Below are 19,902 nucleotides of genomic sequence, written 5' to 3'. Positions count from 1 at the left end.
TCTTTTCAGTTACCGAGTGGTGAAGGCTGAACGCCGTCAGGTATCGGACATGTGTATGGATTCTCTTTGGCAAACTCGACAAACTCGTCTCGAATCGGTGCAAGTAAATCTGTATTCTCGAAAATTTTCAGCGCTGTGAGCGCCATGGATGCTCCAGCTCGCAACATCCCTTTATGTGCATTTGTCGATAACCCTTGGCTCGTCATTTGCCACGTGTGAAGCGGGGTGCCAAGTGCTGACGTTGACGTCGACAACTGGGCAGTCGGCAAGATCCAGCTAACATCTGAAACGTCTGTGGAAGCTGTCAAGATCTCGGTCGGGATTTCGTATGGTGAAATGCAATCTGAAACGTATTTGCCTTTGAATTCAGAACCATTTCCTGAATAGCCAAATCCTTTCATCACGCCGAGGTAATCTTTCTGTTCACCCTTTGAAAGTGATTCAAAAATGCCTTGTGCATATTCTTTCTCTTCCTCCGTAGGCGGCTCGATTCCGATTTCTTGCAGGCTTTCATATAAGATCCTTTCAAGCGCCCTGTTCGGAATATAATTCGAACACGCTTTATCCACTTCGTAAGTTACAGTGGTTTCTGTCATGAGGGCAGCTCCTTCAGCCACTTTATTGACCCTCTCAAATAGATCCATCACACGCTCAGTATCCACATCGCGAATCAGGTAAAGGACTTCCGCATTCGCTTGAACGACGTTTGGAGCATGGCCTCCTGTATTCGTGATCGCATAGTGGATCCGTGCCTGATCGGGCATATGCTCCCTCAAGTATTGAACACCGGTATTCATCAGTTCCAATGCATCCAGTGCACTGCGGCCTAAATGCGGTGAGTTCGCAGCATGGGAAGGAACGCCTTTGAATCTGTAAAACACTTGAATATTTGCTAGAGTGCTCAAGCTCATGATGCTGTTTGTCGGTGAAGGATGCCACGTAAGCACCAAATCCGTTCCGTCAAAAACGCCTTCACGGGCCATGAACGTCTTGCCTGACCCTCCTTCCTCACCGGGACATCCAAAAAATTTCACAGTGCCCGTCAGCTTGTGTTCTTCCAAATACGCTTTCGCTGCACAAGCGGCCGCAAATGCTCCCGTCCCGAGTAGATTATGTCCGCACCCGTGGCCAATATGACGCTCCCAACGTTTTTCTTCAATGGCGTTCGGTTCCTGACTCAACTCAGGCAGCGCATCGAATTCCCCCAGAAATCCGATAACGGGATGCCCTTGGCCAAAAGTCGCTGTGAATGCGGTTTCAATTCCTCCAACACCACGTTCCACTTCAAACCCCTGTTTCTCACATTGTTCCGATAAATACTTGGCAGATTCATATTCCTCAAAACGGGTTTCTGGATGATAGAAAATGTATTCGCTCACTTGCTCAAAATAAGCAGCGTGACGCTTTAAATAATCTTTTGTGAATGCTTGCGAACTCACTTGCCTCTCCCCTTAATATATTGAATATTTTCTATAGAATGATTATATCCTAAATAGTAATCTACAATTCGTCAATACTCGACAGACAATTTAGTGAATAAAGGTATTTAGGACTAAGTGTCCATACCAGGACTGGATAAAAAAAACTCCTCCATACGGATACATATGGAGGAGACTCGATTATCGAATATCTTTTTCTATCTTACCGTCTTTTATAACAACTTGAATCGTATCATGATTCGCCAATGACTTAATATCTTCTAGCGGATTACCTTTTACAATGACAATATCTGCAAGCTTGCCAGCTTCAATCGTGCCGACGTCCGCTTCCCAGCCGAGGCATTCAGCGGCAGTTTTCGTAGATGCTACTATCGCATCCATGGGCGTCATTCCTGCGTTACACATCAGTTCCAGTTCGCGCAAATTCGTACCGTGTTTGAAGACACCCGCGTCGGTTCCCATCGCGATCTTCACTCCGGCTTTGTAGGCTTTCGTGAAGCTCTCCACGTGGTGATCGATCACTTCTTTCGACTTTTCAACCGCGCTTGCTGGCATCCCGGTTGCATCTGCCGTTTCAAGCACCGCAACAGGAGCGAGTAATGTAGGAACTAGATACGTCCCATTTTCGATCATCAGTTCAATGGCTTCATCGTCAATGAAAATCCCATGCTCGATTGAATGGATGCCTGCACGGACTGCGTTCTTGATCCCTTCTGCACCTTGTGCATGAGCCATGACGCGTGTGTTTTTGCGGAACTTCCCTTCTTCCACGATGACTTTCAGTTCTTCCAACGAAAACTGGGTGAATTCAGGATGATCTGTTGCGCTCAACACGCCGCCCGTTGCATGGACTTTAATGACTTCAGCACCAGCACGCAGCATTTCGCGCGTTTTCTTTCGCACTTCTTCGACACCATCACACATTCCATTCGGCATACCCGGATATTCGGATGCGAGCAAGTCCACTGTATTCCCTGAAACCGTATACCCATCCCCATGACCGCCTGTTGTCGTCAATGCGTTAATGCTCAACTGCATCCGCGGCCCTGCAATCAGCCCTTCTTCCACCGCTTTCTTTACACCAAGATCGGTACCGAGTGCATCACGGACGGAAGTGACGCCTGCATGCAGCGTTGTTTTCAAGTATTCTGCCGCTTGATAATACATGAAGGAAAATGGTGTAGCGAGGCGCTCCGCGACAGGTGAGTACTCCATCATCATATGTACATGCGTGTCGATGAATCCCGGAACGATTGTGCCCCCTTTTGCATCGATTGAATTTTCATCGCCGGTTGGTGTATAGCCAGCCTCATCCCCTACATAGTCAATCCGATTACCGGATACGACGATAATTCGTCCGTCTGTTGGTTCAGCACCCGTTCCATCGATTAGCAGGCCATTTTTAATAATTGTCTGTGTCATGAAAAAACCTCCATTTTATAATGTTTTGATCAATATTCCAGCAATGATGACGGACGCAACCGTCACTGTGGTAAATCCTCCGATAATCATCGGCGCAAGCAATTCGTTAAAAATGAGCTTCTCCTCTTTTTCGTTTCTCGCACAGCTCCGGCTCACTTCTTCGCAAAGGATGTAATCACCAGGGAAACCGAACAATGCTGTAAGTGCAACTGGCATCCCTTTGTAAGGGTGCCACTTGACGAGTTTCGATGTCATATAGCCACCGATGGAAATCCCTATACTTCCGATTCCTAGTATCGCGATAATCGCAGGCAAGTTTTCAAGTACCTGACCTGGCGTGACGCCTGCCATTGTCCCGATGACTACGAAGATAATTCCAATCATCGTAACAGTAAATGAGTTCGCGCGTTCCAGTTCACTTGACTCAAACAAGCCGATTTTCAGTCCGAGAACTCCGATCAGCAAACACCATAACGTGTAGTGAATCGGTGTGACAGTACCAAGCATTATTCCAATAGCTGCTCCTGCAAAAACGAAGAATAGTTTGAGCACCGCACTTGTACGCAACGGGTTTTTCTTCTTTTTCTGTACTGCCTCCTCTTGCTCTGCAGTCTCACCAGACATGGCTGCAAAAGACCCATCATCAATCTGCCCTTGGATGACACCTGCATACTTCTTCATGAAGTGCATAGCAAGAGGCATACCTACAACTCCTTGAAAGGCAACCACAAGCGCTGGAATAATAACGATCGAAGTCAGGCCGAGCTCTTTCAATTTCTCCGATGTTACGAGAAGTGCAATGATCCCGCCACTGACAGGCCCCACTCCAGCAACCGCTGTCGGATAATCGAATAGGAGCGGCACAATAAGCAAAATCAATATTCCGGAAACAATTACACCGCCGAGTGCTATGATGACAGCTTTATATTGTGTTTTGACGAGGGAGAAAGGAATCATTGTGCCCATATGAACAATTGCTGGGCCAATCAAAATAGCACCTAGTGCAGCAAATTGAGAGAGTTCCAGAACATTTTCAGGGAATATTCCAGTCCACGTTAAGACTAAAAAACCGACCATCGCTGTCAGAAGCATGGGAATTCGTGCTCTTGAAATGATGGAGAGCCATTCGCCCAGTGCAATTAATGAAAATACTAATACGGTTGCTATGAGTGGATTTGAAAGCATTTGGCTCATCCCCTTTAAGGTTATTATTTACTATTTCGCGATACCTCTCATGCGAGATATTCAATATATCACCGATATTTTAAAAAGTAAATAGTCTTTTCGACAACTTTCGACTTTTCTGTCATTTTAACTTTCTTTGTAACCGCTTACTTCCTTGATCTCATCAAATTCACGATATAAAGAATTTTTTGTTTTTCCATCCGACGTTTTTACTATTCAATGAATAATAGTGTGTGCTTACACTATTCACTCCTCTTAAACTCCCCGCTTTCATTACGTCAAATTCTTCCTTCTGCCAAAAATCATGTACAAAAAAACCGTGTGAGAAAACATCACACGGCCTGCCCATCGATATCGATTCATTCATTGACAATGAACTTAAGTTTGGTGTCCCGGATCAGCGTTTTCCCTGAATTTACAGGTAACCCTTTTTTGATGGTGAGATAGGAAGAACCTTTCTCCCTCCGTCCAACAGGCGCGACATAGAGAATATACGGGTTACTTGGGTCCACTTGAACGCTTATAGCATTCCTGACATCCGAGCCATCGGCGTTCCGGGAAACCAATACATCTTCCCCATAATTCCTATCCGTTTTAAGCGGAGTATTGAACTTCACAGAAAAAATCTTGGCATCATCGATCGCCATATCGGGAAAATCGCCTGTAAACGGTTGAATCTTTGTAACTGTTATGGTGGCTGTAGCAGTTAACCCACCATCCACCGTCTTTGCTGTAACGATTGTCTTCCCTTCACGCTGCGCACTGACAGCACCTGTTTGGTCCACTGTAGCCACAGCCGGATCAGAAGATATCCAAGTGACTAACCTGTTGGTCGCGTTCGCCGGAAGAACGGTTGCTTTAAGTATAGCGATCGAACGAGTGGCAGGATTGCCCACTGCCAAGGAGAGCATGCTTTGGTCCAGCTCGATTTTGGTAGGATGAACGATCCGGTTCTCCGTGTTTTTCATACTGATTGCAGTCGCCAACCTTTCAAGGTCCAGCATGCCTGCTCCGTAGTAAGGATCTTTCCCTGGAGCTCCCAAATCCTTCGAAGTACTGGTTAACAGTCCGGTGAGTTGGGCAGGGCTTAACTCGGGAATATTGGCGATAGCCATGGCTGCTGCCCCCGCAACGATTGGTGCTGAAAATGATGTACCTGAAGCGGAAACCACACTTCCTCCTGGATGATTGGTTGCTATTCTCTCTCCCGGAGCACTTATATCCACTCCTGCGTTGTACGTGGAAAAGTACGAGTGCTGACTCAATTCATTTATGGAAGCGACCGAAAGCACTTCATCGTACGCAGCTGGATACATGGTGGGATTCCCTTTTTCTGCATCATTCCCTGCAGAAGCTACAATAAGGATTCCCGCTTCAGCTGCACGGCGGATGGCATCTTTTTCAATTTCAGATGATGTCTGGCCGCCTTGACTTATATTAATGACATCGACATGCCTTTGGATTGCATAGTCGATTGCCTGTATGTTCATAGAGACGGTTCCCGTTCCATCTTCACGAATCGTTTTAAGCGGAAGAATCGAGACATCATAAGGACCGCTAATGCCCGCGATGCCGTATTGGTTATTCATGACGGAAGCAATGATCCCTGAAACACTCGTACCGTGTCCGAGAGAGTCATTGACATTGCTGGACTTGTCTACAAAGTTATATCCGCCTGGTGCGATCCTGCCTTTGAAATCAGGAATGGAACGATCGATACCTGAATCTATGACGGCGACAATTACAGACCCGGTTTGGTCACTTGAAAGGTTCCATAGACTCGGTGCTTTCACGTGTGGAATCCACCATTGATTTCGATAATAGGGATCGCTGGCAGCAACGGCTAACTTGCGCTCATAGTTCGGTTCTACCCGTTCAACTAATGGCTGCTGATTCAATTTTTCAGCCGCTTCTTTCATATCTGCAGGCGTTTCAAAACTGAACAGCTGAACAGATGGCGCAATGTCCGTAATGCTTTCCGTTTCGGCAGGAATTGAAGGTGCAATTGCAATCGATCTAGGGACGTCTACGTATTGTACGAGGAGTTCACTCTGTGTTTCTTTCGTTACAGGTGTAGGAGCTGGCGACGTATCCATCGCAGCCAAGACCTGATTTCCAGATAACAGACTGAGAGTACTCACTAGGCATGCAGTAACGAAGGGGAAACAGAAACGTGTCTTGCCCACTCAACTTCCTTCTTTCAATAATGGATTTTTCTACAACTATATCGGCATCCAAGAGGGGAGATTAAGCAAAAAGATTTGTTTTTCTCAGGATAAAGAAGTTGTTTTTCCTCAGTCCATCTTTCGTTGAAGGATCATGGGGACCATCGGGTCATCCAAGGCCATTCGAAGGCCATACAGCAAAAAACCTGCGTCACAATGCGAGGCGCAGGCTGAATTTTAATCATTATATGAGTTCAAATGTGATAATGGAAAGGGCACGCTATTCACGTTGCGGTTATCGATCGGCGCTTTAGGGCTGGGGCTATCCCTTGGATTTTTTCATCACCCGGTGACAGCAATTCTTCTATGACGTCCATCATCTGCTCATCTGTCTGAATCATTAATTCATCTGCATATGCATCCATGGCCTTATACCAGGTTTGCATGTGCTGCGGATTGGTTAGGGTCTTCCTCAGCTGCTCAGCCAACGGACGACTCGAATCTATCCGTGTAACCAGTCCTTTTGGAATGAGTATTTCCAAGTTCATCTCTTCCTGACCAGGCAGCGCGGAGTGGATGAACATCGGAATTCTTTTACGCAACGCTTCGCTGACTGTGACACCGCCCGGTTTTGTAATGAGAGCATCTGCAGCTTCATAAAGATCATTCATCTCTTCCCTCGAAGTTACATAGGATATCGGTTGAATATGCGGGAGGTTCCAAGATTCGATTTTCCGGTACAGTCGGTGATTATATCCGCATAACACGACAAACTGGAAATCATCCACTCTTTCCAGTTCATGAAACATACGGGAAGGACACCCCAATCCGCTGTTTCCACCTGCAAGAAGAATGACAGGTTTACTATGGATCTGCCGCGGTGATTCACTATTGCGAGGACGGCTAATTTTCCGGTTTACAGGAATTCCGGTCACCAACAGTTTTCCGGGTACGTTCCGATCCTTTGATAACTGTTCCTTCGACTCAAATGTGGGGAGGAAATGTGCATCGATTCCACGATGTCCCCAGTAATCATGGACGAAAAAATCTGTATAGACGTTAACGACCGGTACGAGACATTGGCCGGCCAATTTCAATTTACTGAGCATGCAGGAAGGCAGACTGTGTGTGCAGAAAATGAGGTCGGGCCCCTCTTCTTTCAATATTCTTCTCAGTGTGTGCAAAAACAGCGGTTGATGCCAAATATACTGTTCGTCCAGCGGTTCCTGGCTGAAGTAGAGTTTTTTATAGGTCTTGCTATACAGTCGCGGCGCAAGTTTAATCCATTGCAGATAGCCTGTCGTAATGACCTTTTCCAGCAACTTATTCGTCTCTGACAATAAGTCGATTTTTTTCACTTCAGCGTCAGGATACCGCTGCTGAACCAAATCCATCAAGGCTTCGGCTGCCTGATGATGACCTGACTGCATTTGCAAATGCGGGAAAAACAAGATTTTCTTCATCTTTTGCACCTCCAATGTACGCGGTTATCCGTTTTCAACTTTCTTTGACGACATTTTTTTAAAGAAAAACCAGCCGACCATCACCACCAAGAAAAACACACCAACGAGTGGAGCGTAACTTGGATTGACACGGAAAGAACGGCCGAGCACATACCCTGCCGCCAAAAATGGCACCACCCAAAGGACGGTTCCAAAAACGGCCAGACCGAAAAACTGATAGACAGGCATCGATGTCAAACCGGCAAAGTAAGGACTGATCTGTCGGATACCCGGCATGTAAAAACCGAAGATGACCGTCCGCTTGCTTCTCCTTTTGAAGGATTGCTCCGCTTTCTTCCACCGATCTTTCGTCAGTCCAACGAACCTCCCTACTTTGTGCAACAGCGGATACCCTATGAACCGCCCTCCGGCATAAGCTGTCATCATGCCGGTCAACGCTCCTGCAATTGCAGCAATGGCAGTGGGTATTGCATGAAGCTGATGGTTGGCTATAAGTACACCGATCAAGAAAATCAGCGATTCTTCAGGAGAGGGAATGCCGACGATTCCGAAAAATAAGAGAATGAAAATGACGATGCTGCCATACTGGAGCAAATAGTCGGTCAGCGCTTCAATGGACATGACCATGCTCCTGCCCCTTGACCGTCAGCTCTTCCGGCGGTATGAAACGGATTCCTTTTGCTCTGGCTTCCTGAATGTAAGATTCCAGCACATGAAGCATATGAGCAGGGGCTTCATCATCCGCTCCGCGATTTCCTCCATCATCATGAAGCACTGCGATTGAACCATCCATCCCGATATCACGCAACCTTTCGGCCAGTTTTCCATTGCACGTCCGGATCTTCCAATCTCCTAAAATATGTGTCCACATGATCGTGGTATATGGATGTGAGGCAAACGGAGTCGCCAAATTGAAACGGCCCCAAGGCGGTCGGTAAAAAATAGGGTCGCTTCCCGTGATTCTTTTGATCACTTCAGCTGTCCGACTGATTTGCTGATAGGTTTGTTCAGGAGTCAGCCGCCATGTTGAAACATGATCGTAATGATGAATACCTATGGAATGCCCTTCTTCATGCATCCTTTTTATGATTTCCGTATTTTGTTCAGCATGCTTCCCTACAACGAAAAAGACGGCACGGATATGGTAGCGTGATAACAGATCCAGCAGTAATGGTGTATAGAGCCGATTCGGCCCGTCATCGAATGTAAGCGCGATCCCCTCTCGCCCACTTACCTTTTTCCGTATTCCGACACTTGTAATGCGAATGAAAAGCGTTGCAGCATATGTGTACAAACTATATAGCAGCACTGGAACAGCTATGAAAATCAGTCCCCACCTCTTCATGGATCCCCCTCCTTTCCCAACTCTCGCTTATTATGTTTTACCCATTCTTTTGGAAGTTGAACATCTTTAGTATGACAACTCTTTCTTTTGAAATGCCTAGGGAATTCCTGAAGACTTTCTTAAGATTACAAATGTTGAATAAAGCGTCTATCTACTTATATGGAAAAACCGTGCATAGCGTTCATGCACGGTTTTTGTTTACATCATTTTCAAAATAAGAACTCCTTGTACCTTCGAGCAGTGGCAGGTCATCATATGCACTAGGTTGGTTTAACCGTACTTCAACACGATGGAACAGTTGAATATAGGCATTTCTAGTTTTCTCATCGGCTAGGAAAGAAACCCCGTATCCAAATAGATCTTTTTCTTCTCGTCCATGGATGAGGTTTGCATAGAAAAAGTGTATTTCGCCGAACAGTTCGATAGTAAACTTGACCACTACGTCCTGTCTTTGAGGAAGCTCGACTGTGGATATGAAATACAGCCCTCCCGGCCCGATGTTCGTAATCAGCACATTCACATTTCCAACCTTCACCTTTTTCCCATTCACTTCATCAATCGTCATCCGTGCCTTGAAGGGAGGATCCGAACTGACCCGGAAGTACTTCCTTCGATTTACAACATTATCTTTCGAGTCCAGAAGTTCCTGTTCTCTTGTTAGCAGTTTTGTAACATTCTCTTCTGTGATAGGACGGCTGAAAAGATATCCCTGAAAAAAATCACACTCCAAATCTAATAGAAAGTCTTTTTGTTCACTTGTTTCAACACCTTCAGCCACTACTTCGATAGACAACAATTTTGCCATTCCGATAATCGATGTTGTAATCGTTTTTGACCGTTCATCTTCCAATACATTATCCACGAATGAACGATCCACTTTAATTTTCCGAGGTCTCATGTCTTTTAATTTCTTTAACGAGTTGTAGCCAGTCCCAAAGTCATCTAGCACAATACCGAATCCAAAGTCATCCAGCCGTTCAAGACTTTCAGGGATCTCTTCTTCATTGAGCAATGCGGATTCTGTTATTTCAATTTCAATCCATTTTGGATCGATGTTGTACTTTTGAGTTATATTGAAAAACGTGGTGGGTAAGTCTTCAGCATAAAACTGCATCGCCGATACGTTGACAGCAGCTTTTATGTAAATATTTTTCTGATGCCACTCCGCTAGTGAGCGGCAAGTGGATTCCAAGACCCATTCTCCGATTTTACTGATCTCCCCCATATCTTCGGCGAGTTGTAAAAAATCAGCAGGAGTCAGCAATCCATACGGCGGATGATTCCATCGGATAAGTGCCTCAACAGATGCAATCCGATTTGTATGCGCCTTGTAGATTGGTTGAAAATAGACTTCCAGTTGCTCATTTTCAATTGCGCTTGCGATATCTTTTGTTAGTATGAGCTCCTTCCTCAATACACCGGATGTCGTATCCGAGTAGTAGTGGTAACTATTTTTCAAGTGTTTGGGAGCAGAATGTAGCGCAGCACTCGCATTCCTTAACAATTCACCTGAAGTGGTTCCTGCGGCTGGATACATGGCAATCCCCATGCGCGTCGTGATAAGCAGTTCATAATCATCTATATAAAGTGGTTGGTCAAAAATGGAACGGACCTCACTGGCCAACCGGGATGCCACGTTCTCGTTCTCCAAGAACTTTGTCAATATTGCAAATTCGTTAGACCCGATTCTTCCAATTATCTCAATTTGATCGCCGAGTTGTTTTTTTAACTTAGCCGCAACTTTATCAACATAGCGATCACCGAAATCATGGCCAAATGCCCGATTGATCATCTTATAGTTACGTATATTCAAAACGAAAATTGCAAACTTCTTAGACAGCAGCTCGGCAATCTTCAATTCGATATCCGCTTTCTCTATGAATACTTTCCGGTTCGGTAAGCCTGTGACATAATCATAGTTTGTAAGGTAATGGATTCTTTCGTCTCTCTTTTTTATCTCCCCGATGTCGACACTGTTAAAGAAAAAACCTTTTAACTTAGGGTCTGATAAATAATTTGTAACCTTCAGCTGAAACTCCCTTATCTCTCCGTATGTGTTGAGAATCTTCAATTCAAGTGTTTGGGATGAATCCGGCAAATGCATAAGCTTATTCCATTGTTTACGGACACTTTCGGCGTTTTCACTTTCCAAGAAATCCAAGAAACTTCGACCGATGCATTCACTTTCTTCATATCCCAACAACGGCTTCACGGCTGGGCTGATGAATTTAACAATACCTTTGTCATCCAAAATACCTGAGAGTTCTTTGGAGTTGACGTAAATATGATTCCTGATTTCGGAATCATTGCTCTCTTCCCCACCGTTCACGGGCATAATAGTTTGCAGCATACAGTAGAGTCCGTCGATTTGTTGAGAATTATCTCTAAAAGGAAACATGGTAATTTTAAATTCAAATTCGATGTTATTCTGCATTCCTTTTGAGGAAAAGTGTTCGACATTCCCTCGAAGAGCATTCTCCATATGCCGGGCATATTTTTCGTGTTCCCCAGGAGATAGATACCCCATGTAACTTTCTCCGACTTTAATAACATGCTCTCCCTGAGTTACATTACCTTTAAAATCTTTAATGATCCCCTGTCGATTCAATATAAGGATGAACGAATTCATATCTAACTCATGGAGATTGGTTAATGGACTGCCCAGCGATAGGTTCTGCTTAGAGGGAGATTTTCTTTTATAAAACTTCATGCAATCCACTCCTTTATATTGATAATAGATAGTGTCAATAATTCCTTATACTATATACGGTATCTCATAACTAGGTATTTTGCAACACAATATATTAAATTCAAAGGTATATAGTACTATCCATTTATCTTTTCATATACTAAGCATTTTTTCTAACAACGCTTCAATCGCAGGCGGTCGATACCGATTTTTCACATACGCCAGATACACGTTCCGTTTGAGGCTCGGATAATCCAGTTCCCGGATGGCTAACGTTTCCGGTACCGTTTTGCCAATGTAATTTCTAGGAACGATGGAGAGCCCGATCCCTGCTTCCACTAATGTTAAAATGGTCTCAAAGCGATCCGCGTCGTAGCATATATTCATACTTACGCCTGCTTCTTTAAATGCTTCTGTTATGTTCACTCGTGTTTGAAACCCTTTACTCGTGATGATGAACGGTTCCTTTTCCAGATGCCCCAGCTCAACATCGACTTGTTTCGCTAAAGGATGGTGTGCATTCATGACGAGTACTAAGTTCTCTTTATATAATGGCGCAGTGACAATGTCCGGTTCATCGATGAATTCATTCGTCAGACAAATGTGTACCTCATAGTTCCGTAAAGCCTGCTCAATATCAGTTCGACCGAGAACTTCCTTCAGAACGACATGCATGTCCGGGTAAGCCTCCCTATACCATCCCAACACATTCGGAATCCAATTTTTCACGGATTCAATCATTCCGAGCCGAACTTCCCCACTGCCCGTCACTTTCACTTCATTCACTTCTTTTTCAAATATATCCATTTCAGCAAGGATGTGAAGGGCACGCTGGTAAAAAACCCGACCTGATTCCGTCAAATCCACACGTTTTGTTGTACGTTCCAATAACTGGAATCCTATTTGCTCCTCCAACGCCCGAATCGCCTTACTGAGTGAAGGCTGGGACAGATGCAGTTTGACAGCCGCGCCTGAAAAACCTCTTTCATTCACGACAGCAACAAAATACCGAAGCTGCTTGACATCCATTTACTTCAACTCCTTCTTTCGATCTATTATAACTTAAATGCATAAGTAAATGAATTTTAGTTATTTGAAATAATAAATGCCAGCTCGTATAATGAAGCGTATTGCATTTAACTTTGAAAGGGTGACTCTTATGATCAACGCAACCAAACCAGGTATCTGGAGCGGCAGAATCGACGATGTTACCAATCGGGCAGCCTTTCGTCTTCATCAGGCGATGCAGCTGAACGCACCGAAAGAAAGCGCTACCAGTCCGACTTGTGCATTGATCGGGTTTTCATCTGACGAAGGAGTCCGGCGGAATAATGGGCGTGTCGGGGCTGCGAATGCACCAGATTCACTGCGTATCGAACTTGCAAAACTTCCTTGGCGGCAACCAGCGAACCATCATATAGTGGATTTAGGAACGATTAGTTGTGAGGATGGTAAACTTGAGGAAGCACAGCGTGAACTCGGGCAAACGGTTTACGAGAGTTTAACCGCCAACCACATCCCTGTAATTCTTGGGGGCGGCCATGAAACCGCTTTCGGCCATTACTTAGGCGTGCGGGAATTTGCAGGACCCGAGGCAAAAATCGGTGTGATAAATATCGATGCGCATTTCGATTTACGCAGCTATTCACAACAGCCATCTTCGGGGACGATGTTTAAACAAATGCTCGACTTGAATGAGAACACGTCTTATTACGTCTTAGGGATACAGGAATTCGGGAACACTCAGCTGTTATTTGACGAAGCGGACCGTCTTGGCGTTTCCTATATCACGGAACGTCAGCTTGAAGAACTTCCTGTCGAACAAATTTATACGCAACTTCATCAATTCATCGCAACACAAGATTATATTATGCTTACGCTGTGCTCAGACGTATTGGATGCTGCCGCTGCACCCGGTGTCAGCGCACCTTCGCCATTCGGTCTTTCTCCTAAGCAAGTACGGGAACTCATCCGTATGGTTGCGTCTGCACGGAAAACGCTTTCATTTGACATCTCAGAAATCAATCCTTTACTCGATGAGGACGGCCGGACAGTTAAACTCGGGGCTTACTTAGCGAATGAAGCGATTGTCTCACTGCTTGGAGGTACACGGAATGACAATTGAAATGAATCAAGTGACAACGCTGTTCCTAGCTATGGCACTGTTCTTACTCGGCACGGCACTCGTCAATAAATCTAAGATTCTGCAGAAATTCTGCATACCCGCACCAGTGGTAGGCGGTTTGCTTTTCGCCATTCTCGCTACCGTGTTAAAAGCGTCCGGGCTCGTGAATTTCACGCTCGACACCTCCTTGCAAAACTTATTCATGCTCACTTTCTTCGCGACAGTGGGACTTGGGGCAAGCTTTGCACTCATCAAACTGGGCGGTAAGCTCCTGATCATCTACTGGGTGGCGTGTGGATTCCTTGCGATTATGCAGAACGTCATCGGTGTATCCATGTCCTACCTGTTCGATATCCATCCTCTCATCGGTATGATGGCAGGTGCTGTTTCCATGGAAGGCGGACACGGTGGAGCGACCGCGTACGGTACGACTGTGGAAGCGCTAGGAATCGACTCCGCATTCTCTATCGGGATTGCCGCTGCAACCTTCGGATTGGTGGCAGGTGGATTGGTAGGCGGACCACTCGTCAAGTATTTGATAAAGAAACACGACTTGAAATCCAACGAAGTGGAAGAGTCGTATGAATATACTGCAGAAGCACACGAACCTGCTATTTCAGTCGATAACTTCACGATGCAGGCTTTCCTCATCGTCGCTTCGATGGCTGGCGGATCGTTACTCGGTGACGTGTTCACGAAAGTCACCAGCAACTTCATGGAAAACGGCATTGTCTTGCCAAACTATGTAGGAGCGATGTTTGTCGCAGTTGTCATCCGTAATATTGTCGATCGCATTAACGGAAATATTGTACATATGCGCAGCATCACCCTCATCGGTGACGTCGCTCTCGGCATTTTCCTTTCAATGGCTCTCATGAGTATCAAGCTTTGGGAAGTCGCTGGACTTGCACTTCCACTACTAATCATCGTATTTGTACAAGTTGTATTCCTCGTCCTCTTTGCGATATTTGTTCTGTTCCGCATTCTCGGTAAAAACTATGATGCCGCGGTGATGTGTGCAGGATTTGCAGGACACGGGCTGGGAGCTACACCAAACGCGATGGCCAATATGGCTGCTGTGACAGCACGATACGGTCCCTCACGGACAGCTTACTTAATCGTACCGATAGTCGGCGCGTTCCTGATTGACGTCGTTTCGATGCCGATCATCATTACTACGATAAATATCTTCAGCTAACTTTGTAAACCGGCTCATGGCAGCCGGTTTTTTTATTTCATTATGCAAATCTCTATCGTTCCTCTACCAACTACGGCATAATGAAGCTATATACTGTATATCCAGGAGGAAATCATCATGACTGATATGTACGAAAAACGGCGCCATGCGCTGCTAACTCATCTTCAACACCAATCGCTGTCCGCGGTCCTTGTAACAGATCCTGCCAACGTCTTCTATTTCACAGGATTCAACTCGGACCCACACGAGCGGTTCTTAGGGTTATATATGGAAGCAACTGACGGGAAAACCATTCTTTTCACCCCCGCTCTCGACAAAGACGCAGCGGCAGAGAGCTCGGATATTGAAACGATTGTTTCAATTTCGGATGAACAGCTTCCTTTCGATGTCATCCGTTCCACTGTGGGTCAGATCGAAGGAAGTGTCGGAATCGAAGCAAAAGCATTCAGCTATTTCCGTTACAACGAATTCCGTACTGCATTCCCTGCTGCAGAAGTCGCTGATGTGCAAAGCTACATCAATACGTTACGAAAGCGTAAAACGCGCGAAGAGATCGCGGCATTGAAGAAGCCGATAGAAATTATCGAGCGTGTTCTAGAAGAAGGCATCAAGCTCGTAAAAGTCGGCATGACAGAATCCGAGCTGACAGCTGAACTCGAATACTTGATGCGTAAATTCGGGGCAGACGGTCCTTCCTTCTCCTCCATCGTGCTTTCAGGTGAAAAGGCTGCTTTGCCCCACGGTGAACCAGGAGAGCGTAAACTGCAAGTCGGTGATTATTTACTCATTGACTTCGGAGTTGCGAAAGACGGATATATGTCCGATACAACACGGACGTTCATTATCGGCGAAGCCACAGAACGTCAACGTCTCATCTACGACACGGTATTCGCATCGAATCAGGCAGGGATTCAAGCCGTCCAAGCCGGTAATCCGTTGAAAACGTTCGACATCGCTGCACGCAGCGTCATTGATCAAGCTGGATTCGGAGAGTATTTCAACAATCGTGTCGGCCATGGTCTCGGTATTGAAGTTCACGAAGAACCTTCTATTCACATGAACAATGAGGAGATCGCAGAGCCCGGTCTCGTTTTCACAATCGAGCCAGGCATCTATATTCCAGGCGAAGGCGGCGTCCGTATCGAAGACACCGTTTATATCAATGAAGAGGGTGATGTCGAAGTCCTTACGACGTTCCCACGTGAATTGAGAATTATAGGTTGATCGATAAGTTGAATCGCCGGTGGTATCAGGTCATAACCCTGATACCATCGGCTTTTTTTGCGCCTCTTTCTGCGATGTATAGCGGAATAGCCCTTCCCCAAACAAGCGAAGCGCTACCAATTAATCCCTGCCGACTCGTGAATTGTGTCCCGTTATCGAGAAATTTGGCTAGGTGTCGGGCAAATGCGAAGAGCTGATTGGTAAAGGGCACTTGGGGATCGAGAACTTTCATCAGGTGATGGACAAACGCTGGGATATGTCGGGGAACGCAGGAGATGCTGGTGCCGAGCGAATAGCCCCTCCCAAAACAAGCGCAGCGCTACCAATTAAACCCTTAAAGCAGGTGAATGGTGTCCCGTTATCGAGAAATTCCGCTATGTGTCGGACAAATTGCTGTGCGTGATGGAGAAAGTCTCGCCAGTGTCCGAGAAGGCAGGCGATGTGTCGGAGAACGCCCCCCGCCTAGCTCACAGCGGAATAGCCCTTCCCCAAGCAAGCGAAGCGCTACCAATTAATCCCTTCCAACTCGTAAATTGTGTCCCGTTATCGAGAAATTTGGCTAGGTGTCGGGCAAATTGCTGTGTGGGTGGGACAAATCGCTGTGTGTGGTGGAGAAAGTCTCGCCAGTGTCCGAGAAGGCAGGCGATGTGTCGGAGAACGCCTAACTACTGTCAGAGAGCGCAGCTCGCCTAGCTCACAGCGGAATAGCCCCTCCCCAAACAAGCGAAGCGCTACCAATTAACCCCTTAAATCAAGTGAGTTGTGTCCCGTTATCGAGAAATTTGGCTAGGTGTCGGGCAAATGCGAAAAGCTGATTGGTAAAGGGCACTTGGGGATCGAGAACTTTCATCAGGTGATGGACAAACGCTGGGATATGTCGGGGAACGCAGGAGATGCTGGTGCCGAGCGAATAGCCCCTCCCAAAACAAGCGAAGCGCTTCCAATTAATCCCTTTAAACAGGTGAATGGTGTCCCGTTATCGAGAAACTCCGCTATGTGTCGGAGAAATTGCTTTGTGTGTCGGACAAATTGCTGTGCGTGATGGGGAAAGTCTCGCCAGTGTCCGAGAAGGCAGGCGATATGTCGGAGAACGCCCCCCGCCTAGCTCACAGCGGAATAGCCCTCCCCAAACAAGCGAAGCGCTTCCAATTAATCCCTTCCGACTCGTGAATTGTGTCCCGTTATCGAGAAATTCCGCTATGTGTCGGAGAAATTGCTGTGCGTGTCGGACAAATCGCTGTGCGCGATGGAGAAAGGCTCGCCAGTGTTCGAGAAATCGGTCGATGTGTCGGAAAACGCCCCCTCCACTCCTTTTTCCACAAGAAAAAGCGCCCCAGTAACGGAGCGCTTCCACCTTATTTTTTCGTTTTATTTGCAACTTCAATTGCACGATTTGTTCCTTCAGCCGCTTGTTCCAATGCTTCCACTGGATCTTTTCCTTGATACATATCTTCAAGTGCAGTCACAATTTGCTGACGTGACTCCGGGAAGACGGAAATGAGCGCGCCTTGTGTGGCATAGCCTGGCACCGTATCTTGGAGCTGATCGACTGTCACTTTATATTGAGGGAACTCCGCCCACTTCTCCTTCACGTTTTCTTCCTCGTACGCTTTCGGGTTGATTGCAAAATAGCCAGTATCCAAATGCCACTTCGCCTGAACTTCAGGAGTCGTTAAATATTGCATGAACTCCCACGCTGCTTCTTGTTCCTCTTCTGCAATCCCTTTTGACATCCAAAGTGAAGCACCGCCAATGACGACGCCATTGCGTTTCACTTCGTCCGCATAAGGAATATATGCGACACCAACTTCAAATGGAGCGGTGTCGATTGCTCCTGCAACGCCTGCTGATGAATCCAAATACATGGCGACTTTTTCAGAAGCGAATGCCGCACGGAGATCATCCCAGTTTGTTCCGAAATTGCCGAACGTTCCAGCCTTGTTCATCGTATTGAGTGTTTCAAACACAAGACGCCCTTCGTCACTATTGAACGCAGCTTCTGTGGCGTCTCCAGTACGACCATTGTTTTCATTCACATAATCGCCGCCTTGTGTAGCGAGCAACTGTTCAAAGAACCAACCGTACGTCAGCATGGAGAATCCGTACATTTCCCCTTTTTTCAACTTCGCTGCTGCATCGATGACTTCTGAAAACGTTTCCGGTGCTTTCTCCGGATCGAGTCCAGCTTCTTTGAAAGCATCTTTGTTGTAGATCATCACGGGTGTCGAAGAGTTGAACGGCATGGAGTATAACTCATCATCTACTTTGTAGTAGTTCAAGATGTTCTGCTCGAGCTCATCGGCATTAAAATCATTTTTATCGATAAACTTCTGGATCGGCTCGATATAACCGCTATCGATCATATACTTTGTACCGATTTCAAAGACTTGTGTGATGGCAGGAGCGTCCTTCGTTCCACCGACACTTCGTAGTTTTGTCAGGGACTCTTCATACGTCCCTTGAAATTCCGCTTTCACTTCGTATTTGTCTTGAGACTCATTGAAGTTCGCGACGATTTCATCCAGCGAGGTTTGCCCAGTCCCGGACATTGCGTGCCAAAACTCGATGGACACTTTGCCATCTTCCGTCTTCGTCGCCTCGGCTTTCGTGTTGTCTCCCTCATCCCCTCCATCCTTCGTGCTGGAATCACTATTCGTACAAGCTGAAAGGATTGCCAAACTGAGTACCGTTAAAAATAAAAACATGAACTTCACAGTTTTCCTCATATTCCTCTACACCCCATCTCTCAAAGTTTCCATCGATTTCGTTGGCTAATAAACGGTGTTGATTTACATTCAGAAGGAGCTTATTGGAAATCAGGAATTCTTATTTCACCATCACTTCAAAGCCCCTTGCGACAAGCCTTTCTGTAGTTGCTTCTGTCCAATGAACAACAGCAGTAACGTCGGAATGATGACGACGATGACACCGGCCATGACCACCCCCCAATCGGTTGACATCTCTTGGGATTGCAACTGCTTCAATCCGATTTGAACTGTGCGTACCGAACTGTTCGTCGTGATCAGCAGCGGCCACAAATACATATTCCACGTTGTCAGGAACCCATAGGCCCCAAGAGTAACGAGACTCGTTTTGGATATCGGCAAAATCACTTTCCAAAAGAACGCGAACCGACCGAGACCTGCAATCTGCGAAGCCTCCTGCAACTCTTTCGGAATCGTTTTGAAATGCTGGCGCAACAAGAACGTTCCGAACGCGAGTGCAAAAAACGGCAACGACATTCCTTGGTACGTATTCAACCAATCCAGCTTTTGAATCGTGAAGAAGTTCGGGATCATCGTCGCTTCCCACGGAATCATCATCGTGGAAATGAACAGGAAAAACACAAAATCCCTTCCTTTAAACGGTATGAATACAAAGGCATATGCCGCAAGACTACACACCGCCAACTGCCCCGCCATCACGCTCAATGAAACAATGAAACTGTTCACGAGATATTTCAACAAAGGGAGTCTATCAAACACCTTCGCGTAGTTATCGAACTTAAAAGCTTCCGGAAAAAATCGGCCTTGTAAAATTTCAGGTCCACTCATAAACGAAATCATGAACGCATACAACACAGGGAAGAACACCAAGAAAGATGTAACGATGAGTAAAAAGTAAATCCAAACTTTCTTGAGCATCGA

Annotated in this window: 14 protein-coding genes; 3 read left to right on the top strand and 11 right to left on the bottom strand. The window is 46.0% G+C overall.

Annotated features, from left to right (window positions below):
* Positions 1–5: 5 nt before the first annotated feature.
* The 9 genes from ABE021_RS04500 to ABE021_RS04460 all read right to left on the bottom strand — a co-directional run bounded on the left by ABE021_RS04500 (position 6) and on the right by ABE021_RS04460 (position 12,737).
* Positions 6–1,439 (bottom strand): M20 family metallopeptidase, encoded by a 1,434-nt coding sequence (locus ABE021_RS04500; RefSeq protein WP_430287084.1) that lies wholly within the window; start codon positions 1,437–1,439, stop codon positions 6–8.
* Between the two features lie 180 nt (positions 1,440–1,619).
* The gene (locus ABE021_RS04495) at positions 1,620–2,861 is read right to left on the bottom strand and encodes an amidohydrolase family protein (RefSeq protein ID WP_430287082.1); all 1,242 of its coding nucleotides are present in this window, start codon (positions 2,859–2,861) and stop codon (positions 1,620–1,622) included.
* 15 nt (positions 2,862–2,876) lie between these two features.
* Entirely contained in the window at positions 2,877–4,046 is a 1,170-nt protein-coding gene (locus ABE021_RS04490; protein ID WP_430287081.1) for a hypothetical protein, read from the bottom strand.
* A gap of 359 nt (positions 4,047–4,405) precedes the next feature.
* Positions 4,406–6,232, bottom strand: coding sequence for a S8 family peptidase (locus ABE021_RS04485; RefSeq protein ID WP_430287080.1), 1,827 nt, complete (start codon positions 6,230–6,232; stop codon positions 4,406–4,408).
* Positions 6,233–6,495: 263 nt separating this feature from the next.
* Positions 6,496–7,674: an MGDG synthase family glycosyltransferase gene (locus tag ABE021_RS04480; RefSeq protein ID WP_430287079.1), complete on the bottom strand. Its 1,179-nt coding sequence runs from the start codon at positions 7,672–7,674 to the stop codon at positions 6,496–6,498.
* Positions 7,675–7,698: 24 nt separating this feature from the next.
* Positions 7,699–8,295 carry a DedA family protein gene (locus ABE021_RS04475; protein ID WP_430287078.1) on the bottom strand — a complete coding sequence of 199 codons (597 nt, stop codon included), beginning with the start codon at positions 8,293–8,295 and terminating at the stop codon, positions 7,699–7,701.
* Positions 8,285–9,019 (bottom strand): polysaccharide deacetylase family protein, encoded by a 735-nt coding sequence (locus ABE021_RS04470; protein WP_430287077.1) that lies wholly within the window; start codon positions 9,017–9,019, stop codon positions 8,285–8,287. The genes ABE021_RS04475 and ABE021_RS04470 overlap by 11 nt, the downstream gene beginning before the upstream one ends.
* A 181-nt stretch (positions 9,020–9,200) precedes the next feature.
* Positions 9,201–11,729: an EAL domain-containing protein gene (locus ABE021_RS04465; RefSeq protein ID WP_430287076.1), complete on the bottom strand. Its 2,529-nt coding sequence runs from the start codon at positions 11,727–11,729 to the stop codon at positions 9,201–9,203.
* Between the two features lie 132 nt (positions 11,730–11,861).
* Positions 11,862–12,737 (bottom strand): LysR family transcriptional regulator, encoded by an 876-nt coding sequence (locus ABE021_RS04460; protein WP_430287075.1) that lies wholly within the window; start codon positions 12,735–12,737, stop codon positions 11,862–11,864.
* Between the two features lie 130 nt (positions 12,738–12,867).
* On the opposite strand from ABE021_RS04460, the gene hutG reads away from it, so the two are divergent.
* The 3 genes from hutG (at position 12,868) to ABE021_RS04445 (ending at position 16,255) form a co-directional block, all read left to right on the top strand.
* A complete protein-coding gene (gene hutG, locus ABE021_RS04455) occupies positions 12,868–13,833 on the top strand; it encodes a formimidoylglutamase (protein ID WP_430287074.1) in 966 nt (321 codons plus the stop codon).
* Positions 13,823–15,031 carry a sodium/glutamate symporter gene (gene gltS, locus ABE021_RS04450; RefSeq protein ID WP_430287073.1) on the top strand — a complete coding sequence of 403 codons (1,209 nt, stop codon included), beginning with the start codon at positions 13,823–13,825 and terminating at the stop codon, positions 15,029–15,031. Before hutG ends, gltS begins: the two co-directional genes overlap by 11 nt.
* A 117-nt stretch (positions 15,032–15,148) precedes the next feature.
* Positions 15,149–16,255 carry a M24 family metallopeptidase gene (locus ABE021_RS04445; protein WP_430287072.1) on the top strand — a complete coding sequence of 369 codons (1,107 nt, stop codon included), beginning with the start codon at positions 15,149–15,151 and terminating at the stop codon, positions 16,253–16,255.
* 1,355 nt (positions 16,256–17,610) lie between these two features.
* Here the strand turns inward: ABE021_RS04445 and ABE021_RS04440 are convergent.
* Positions 17,611–18,981 (bottom strand): ABC transporter substrate-binding protein, encoded by a 1,371-nt coding sequence (locus ABE021_RS04440; RefSeq protein WP_430287071.1) that lies wholly within the window; start codon positions 18,979–18,981, stop codon positions 17,611–17,613.
* Between the two features lie 111 nt (positions 18,982–19,092).
* Positions 19,093–19,899 (bottom strand): carbohydrate ABC transporter permease, encoded by an 807-nt coding sequence (locus ABE021_RS04435; RefSeq protein WP_430287164.1) that lies wholly within the window; start codon positions 19,897–19,899, stop codon positions 19,093–19,095.
* Between the last annotated feature and the right edge of the window lie 3 nt (positions 19,900–19,902).

The sequence above is a fragment of the Sporosarcina gallistercoris genome (genome assembly GCF_050459885.1).
Classification (GTDB): domain Bacteria; phylum Bacillota; class Bacilli; order Bacillales_A; family Planococcaceae; genus Sporosarcina; species Sporosarcina gallistercoris_A.
This window is presented reverse-complemented; position numbering and strand designations above follow the sequence as displayed.

Coding starts and splice junctions, on each gene's coding strand:
- ABE021_RS04495 (WP_430287082.1), bottom strand. CDS start 2,861: ATGACACAGACAATTATTAAAAATGGCCTGCTAATCGATGGAACGGGT.
- ABE021_RS04475 (WP_430287078.1), bottom strand. CDS start 8,295: ATGTCCATTGAAGCGCTGACCGACTATTTGCTCCAGTATGGCAGCATC.
- ABE021_RS04465 (WP_430287076.1), bottom strand. CDS start 11,729: ATGAAGTTTTATAAAAGAAAATCTCCCTCTAAGCAGAACCTATCGCTG.
- ABE021_RS04440 (WP_430287071.1), bottom strand. CDS start 18,981: ATGAGGAAAACTGTGAAGTTCATGTTTTTATTTTTAACGGTACTCAGT.
- hutG (WP_430287074.1), top strand. CDS start 12,868: ATGATCAACGCAACCAAACCAGGTATCTGGAGCGGCAGAATCGACGAT.
- ABE021_RS04470 (WP_430287077.1), bottom strand. CDS start 9,019: ATGAAGAGGTGGGGACTGATTTTCATAGCTGTTCCAGTGCTGCTATAT.
- ABE021_RS04445 (WP_430287072.1), top strand. CDS start 15,149: ATGACTGATATGTACGAAAAACGGCGCCATGCGCTGCTAACTCATCTT.
- ABE021_RS04435 (WP_430287164.1), bottom strand. CDS start 19,899: ATGCTCAAGAAAGTTTGGATTTACTTTTTACTCATCGTTACATCTTTC.
- gltS (WP_430287073.1), top strand. CDS start 13,823: ATGACAATTGAAATGAATCAAGTGACAACGCTGTTCCTAGCTATGGCA.
- ABE021_RS04490 (WP_430287081.1), bottom strand. CDS start 4,046: ATGCTTTCAAATCCACTCATAGCAACCGTATTAGTATTTTCATTAATT.
- ABE021_RS04460 (WP_430287075.1), bottom strand. CDS start 12,737: ATGGATGTCAAGCAGCTTCGGTATTTTGTTGCTGTCGTGAATGAAAGA.
- ABE021_RS04480 (WP_430287079.1), bottom strand. CDS start 7,674: ATGAAGAAAATCTTGTTTTTCCCGCATTTGCAAATGCAGTCAGGTCAT.